Raw genomic sequence first — 4,899 nt, forward strand, 5'->3', positions numbered from 1 at the left:
CCATCAACGGATTGGGCGAGCGCGCCGGCAATGCGGCGCTCGAAGAAGTGGTGATGGCGCTGCGCACGCGTGGCGATGCAATGCCGTTCTTCACCGAGATTGAAACCACCCAGCTCTCGCGCGCCAGCCGCATCGTTTCGGCCGCGTCGAACTTCCCGGTGCAGTACAACAAGGCGATCGTGGGCAAGAACGCCTTCGCGCATGAAAGCGGCATCCACCAGGACGGCATGCTGAAGAATGCCGAGACCTATGAAATCATGACCCCCGCCAGCGTCGGCATCAAGGAAACCACCTTGGTGATGGGCAAGCATTCGGGTCGCGCCGCCTTCAAGGACAAGTTGAAGGAACTGGGCTACGAGCTGGGCGACAATGCCTTCCAGGAAGCTTTTCAGCGCTTCAAGGACCTGGCCGACCGCAAGAAGCACGTCTACGACGCCGATATCATCGCGCTGGTGGACGACGAGGTCGGCTCCGTGGGCGACCGGATCAAGCTGGTCGACATGGAAGTCGTTTCCAAGACGGGCGGCGTACACAAGTGTAACCTGACGGTGACCATTGATGGCGTTGAGACCAGCGTTTCCTACGAGGGAACGGGTTCGGTCGATGCGATCTTCAACGCCATCAAGGAAGTCTCCGGGCAGAACCCGCACCTGGTGCTCTATGCCGTTGACGGCGTGACCGGCGGTACGGATGCGCAGGCATCGGCGCATGTCCGTCTCGAAATGAACGGCCGTATTGCTTCGGGCAATGCCGCCGAGCCCGACACGCTGGTGGCTTCGGCCCGCGCCTATCTCAACGCACTCAACCGCGTAATGATCGAACGTGGCGCCGCCGCGCAGGGCGCGCTGGCCGGCTAAGTCAGGCCAGCTGTGCTTGCAAGCTCGCTGCTGCCCGGTTCTACTGGGCAGCATGATCACGTTGGGGGGAACGTGCGATGGGCTATGAACTGGCGAACGTTACGGAACCGGCGGACTGGGCGGACTTTCACCGCATTCGCCGCGTTGAGCTGTTCGAAGCGCGCGGACGCTTCGGCGTCTACAATGATCAGCATCCACACGACCATGCCGATTTCGCGCGTCCCTTTTTGCTGAAGCGGGATGGACGGGCGCTGGGCACGGCGCGCCTTGATCTTTTCGGGAATGGTCGCGCAGCGGTGAGGCTCGTGGCGATTACTGCCGCGGAGCAGAGGCGCGGACATGGCCGGGTCATGGAGGCGATGGTGGCCGACGAGGCTCGAGAGCTTGGCGTTCATACCCTCTTCGTCAATGCGGTGTTGGATGCGCAGGAATTTTACGCAAAGAGCGGTTGGGAGCCCTTCGAATGGGATCCTAGCGAGCTTGTGAACAGTCCCGTCTCTTGCATCCAAATGAGGAAGCTGCTCTAGCCTGTTTCGACCACACGAGGGGACCGGATGCTGAGCAGGGCAGAACTTCGAGGCGCTGTACTGGCCCTTGGCGGTGTGCTTGCCATTATTCTCGTCATCACCTCGGTCACGCCGGGCCTGCCGGGTGAATTGCTGCTGCAGACGCTGCGCTTTCACCTCGTTGCACTCGGGCTGGTGCTGGCGCTCTGCATGGTCGTGTTGGGCGTCCGGTGGCGGGCGCTGCTGTTCCTGGGCGTGCTCGCCGTCGCCTTTGCCCATGGTGCTTTTTATGTCTGGGAGTTCGGCAAGCGGCGCGAAGCGCCGTTGGGCGCTCTCCAGGCCGAGATGAGCTTTCTCAACTACAATGTCCTCAGCGGGAATCGCACGGCGAGCGCGGCGGCGGATTACATCGTTTCGGCGGCGCCTGATGTGGCGCTGATCATGGAAACGCCAGGGGTGGTCGAGTATCTACCCGAGATCCAGAAGGCCTTGCCCTATCGTCTGGGCTGCGACCGCGTGGCGACCTGCGATATTTCGCTGTTCTCAAAGCATCCCATCGAGAATGGGCAGTTGCTCGAAATTCCACCCTTCCGGCGGGCGCGGTTGGTGGTTGCGCCGATCACCGTGGATGGCGCGAAGGTGACGGTGGTGGGGATCCACCTTTCAAAACCCTATTTCGATGAGGCTTCGGTGCAGGAGCTGGGCTACCTGCGATATACGTTGTCGCAGATCACCGGGCCGGTCGTGCTTTCGGGCGATTTCAATTCCGCCATCTGGGCGGCGCCTATTGCGTGGCTGGGGCGGGCGCAGAATCTCGTTCCCGCGCCGAGCTTTCCAGCGACCTGGCCGGTGGAACTCGGCCCGTTCGGTGTCCCCATCGACAATGTCTTTACCCGCGGCGATGCACGCATTCTCGATATTTCGGCCGGGGAAGACAGCCATGGTTCGAACCATCGCTATCTGTTGGCGCGCATCGGGATTTATGCGCCGGCCTGAGCGGCCTTGATCGCCTTGGGCAGGGACTCGGCAAGAAGCGTCATGTCGGCTTCGGGGCCGACGCTGATGCGGATGTGTCGGTCGAGCCCCGGAGCGCCGGGCTTGCGGATGAAAACGCCGAGCTGGGCGAGTTCCTCGAGGATTCTGGTGGCATAGGCGCCGTCGCGGCCACAATCGACGGCCACGAAATTGGTGGCCGAGGGCAGGGCCGTGAGGCCGTTGTCGCGGGCGATGCCGGCAATGCGTTCGCGCGCCGCCGAAATGGCCGCCTTGGCGCTGCGGAGATAGTCCTGATCGGCGAGCGCCGCCATGGCGGCGGCCTGGGCGAGGCGATTGACCCCGAAGTGGTTTCGCACGCGATTGAAGGCGCCGATGATTCTGCTGGGGCCCATGGCGTAGCCGACGCGAATTCCGGCGAGGCCATAGGCTTTCGAGAAGCTCCGGAGGCGAAGAACATTGCCCTTGCTGGTGTCGATGGCGGGCAGGGAGCCATCTGGGGCGAGTTCGCCATAGGCCTCATCGAGCATGATGAGCGTGTCTTCGGGCACAGCGGCGATGAATTTCTCTATGTCTGCGGCCGGCCAGAACGAACCCATTGGATTGTCGGGATTGGCGACGTAGACGATTCGAGGTTTTAGCCGGTTGGCGGCTTCGGCGAGAGCGGTCAGGTCTTCGTGCGGGCCGGAATAGGGCACGAATTCGAGCCGGCCGCCGAAACCTGTCACGTGGTAATTGAGGGTGGGGTAGGCGCCGAGCGACGTCAGCAGCACATCGCCGGGGGCGATGAACAGGCGCACGATGAGACCCATCAGGCCATCAACGCCTTCGCCGATCGTCACCTCATCGGGGGCGATGCCGTGAAAATTCGCCAGGGCGACGCGCAGGTCGTAGTTTTCCGGATCAGGGTATTTCCAGATGCCTTCGGCGGCCTCGCGAATGGCGGCCAGAACCCTGGGGCTGGGGCCGAAACCCGATTCGTTGGCGCCGATTCGAGCCCGAATTTGCACGCCGGTCTTGCGCTCGATTGCTTCCGGACCGACGAAGGGGACGGCTTCCGGCAGCTTCTGGGCAATTTGGGTGAGTTCGGGCAGGGGCAATTGCAGGCTCCGACAAAAGGTGCAGCCCCGTTTTAGCGCATATGGGCGGCCTTGCCAGAGGAGATCGGGAGGAAGGCAGAGAAGTTCTCAACAGCCAGATTAGGTGTTCAAAACCGGCAGAGCCCCTTGGGCCGGGGGTCTCGCGAGGGGCACGGCAACGGGCGGCATTTGAACTAAATCGCAACCAAACCGGCAAGCACCCGACAACTATGCCGGTTCACCCTTGTTCATGCGCCGATTCCAAGCGGCGGTCCTCTTCTAGCCGTTTTGAAAGGAGCAAAAGTGACCCCTACCTATTTGCTTGCTCGTGACCATTTGCAGCGCGCTGCAGTCATCCTGCAAGGTGCCGATCAGCGCTCGCGCCAGCTGCGCCATATCATCGAACGTACGATCGGCCTCATGGACGATTTCAAACCTGAAGACGAGCCCTCCCGGGACAATGTCTTCGAACTGAACGCCTATCGCCACCTGCGTTCCTGAATGCCTGCTCTCCCAGCTAGGGCGGGCAGGGATCGAGCACATTTCGTTGTGGCGCCAAACCCGCGCCGCAAAAGGGATCGGGAAAGATTCCAGAAGTTTATCCACATAATGTGACGTGCCGGACTAGACAGCCGAAAAGTCAGTTGGTAGAGAGGCGCCACTTTGGTGCCGGTCCCTAAAGACGGGCGCATAGCTCAGATGGTAGAGCAGCTGACTCTTAATCAGCGGGTCCAAGGTTCGAGCCCTTGTGCGCCCACCAAAGTCTTCCTTGTTTGCAAGGACTTACGAGAGGCGACCTTCGGGTCGCCTCTGTCGTTTCTGGCTTTCATTTGGGACGTGGAAAGTCGACGCAACGGACTAGACAGCCGAAAAGTCGCTTGTTACATAGGCGCCACTTTGGTGCCGGTCTTCAAAGACGGGTGCATAGCTCAGATGGTAGAGCAGCTGACTCTTAATCAGCGGGTCCAAGGTTCGAGCCCTTGTGCACCCACCAAAGTTTTCCTGATTTCAGGGACTTACAAAAGGCGACCTTAGGGTCGCCTTTGTTGTTTTTGCGATGCTCCTGACATTTGCGGCGCCGGTTAGTGAATGCGGCGCTTGCGGTTTGGTCTTGCTCACACCGACTAATCTGCCGGGGCTCGTTGAGCGCGCGGCCCTTGCCTGTCGGTGGCACGCGGGGCGGTTTGGGCGCTGCTAAACCGTCGCGTCCAGGTGTCGAAGGATCCAGAAAAGCTGGTATCCAATCTTGAGGACGAGAAAAGAGACATGGAACGCCCGATTTTGAACGATCGCGGCGATGATGCAGAGAATGACGATGACAGGCGTTCGGATGAGATATTCCGGGCCAAAGGACAGTAGGTAATCCAGTCCTTTCATGAGCGTGTCGCCTACGTCGATGACGTAGGTCGCGGCCAAGACGCCAAAAAACCATCCACGCTGCTTGTAGAAGAAGTCCTCGTGATC

General features: G+C 60.8%; 5 protein-coding genes, 2 tRNA genes and 1 pseudogene. 6 read left to right on the top strand and 2 right to left on the bottom strand.

Features of this window, described 5'->3' with window-relative positions; genetic code table 11:
* The 3 genes from J0I64_RS00420 to J0I64_RS00430 all read left to right on the top strand — a co-directional run.
* A partial coding sequence (locus J0I64_RS00420) for an alpha-isopropylmalate synthase regulatory domain-containing protein (protein ID WP_291405359.1) occupies positions 1-857 on the top strand: 857 nt, incomplete at its 5' end.
* Between the two features lie 77 nt (positions 858-934).
* A complete protein-coding gene (locus tag J0I64_RS00425; RefSeq protein ID WP_291405361.1) occupies positions 935-1,384 on the top strand; it encodes a GNAT family N-acetyltransferase in 450 nt (149 codons plus the stop codon).
* Positions 1,385-1,411: 27 nt separating this feature from the next.
* Positions 1,412-2,359, top strand: coding sequence for an endonuclease/exonuclease/phosphatase family protein (locus tag J0I64_RS00430; RefSeq protein ID WP_291405363.1), 948 nt, complete (start codon positions 1,412-1,414; stop codon positions 2,357-2,359).
* Here J0I64_RS00430 and J0I64_RS00435 read toward each other — a convergent pair.
* Positions 2,344-3,456, bottom strand: a complete 1,113-nt coding sequence (locus tag J0I64_RS00435) for a pyridoxal phosphate-dependent aminotransferase (RefSeq protein WP_291405365.1) — start codon at positions 3,454-3,456, stop codon at positions 2,344-2,346. The genes J0I64_RS00430 and J0I64_RS00435 overlap by 16 nt on opposite strands.
* Before the next feature lie 282 nt (positions 3,457-3,738).
* Between J0I64_RS00435 and J0I64_RS00440 the strand changes: the two genes are divergently transcribed.
* From J0I64_RS00440 to J0I64_RS00450, 3 genes are all read left to right on the top strand, one after another.
* Positions 3,739-3,936, top strand: coding sequence for a hypothetical protein (locus J0I64_RS00440; protein WP_291405367.1), 198 nt, complete (start codon positions 3,739-3,741; stop codon positions 3,934-3,936).
* A gap of 183 nt (positions 3,937-4,119) precedes the next feature.
* Positions 4,120-4,195 (top strand) — tRNA-Lys (locus J0I64_RS00445).
* Positions 4,196-4,353: 158 nt separating this feature from the next.
* Positions 4,354-4,429 (top strand) — tRNA-Lys (locus J0I64_RS00450).
* Positions 4,430-4,629: 200 nt separating this feature from the next.
* Here J0I64_RS00450 and J0I64_RS00455 read toward each other — a convergent pair.
* Positions 4,630-4,899: pseudogene (locus J0I64_RS00455) on the bottom strand (hypothetical protein); the annotation flags it as partial.

Origin of the sequence: Devosia sp. (genome assembly GCF_017307565.1) — a bacterium.
Taxonomy (GTDB): Bacteria; Pseudomonadota; Alphaproteobacteria; order Rhizobiales; family Devosiaceae; genus Devosia.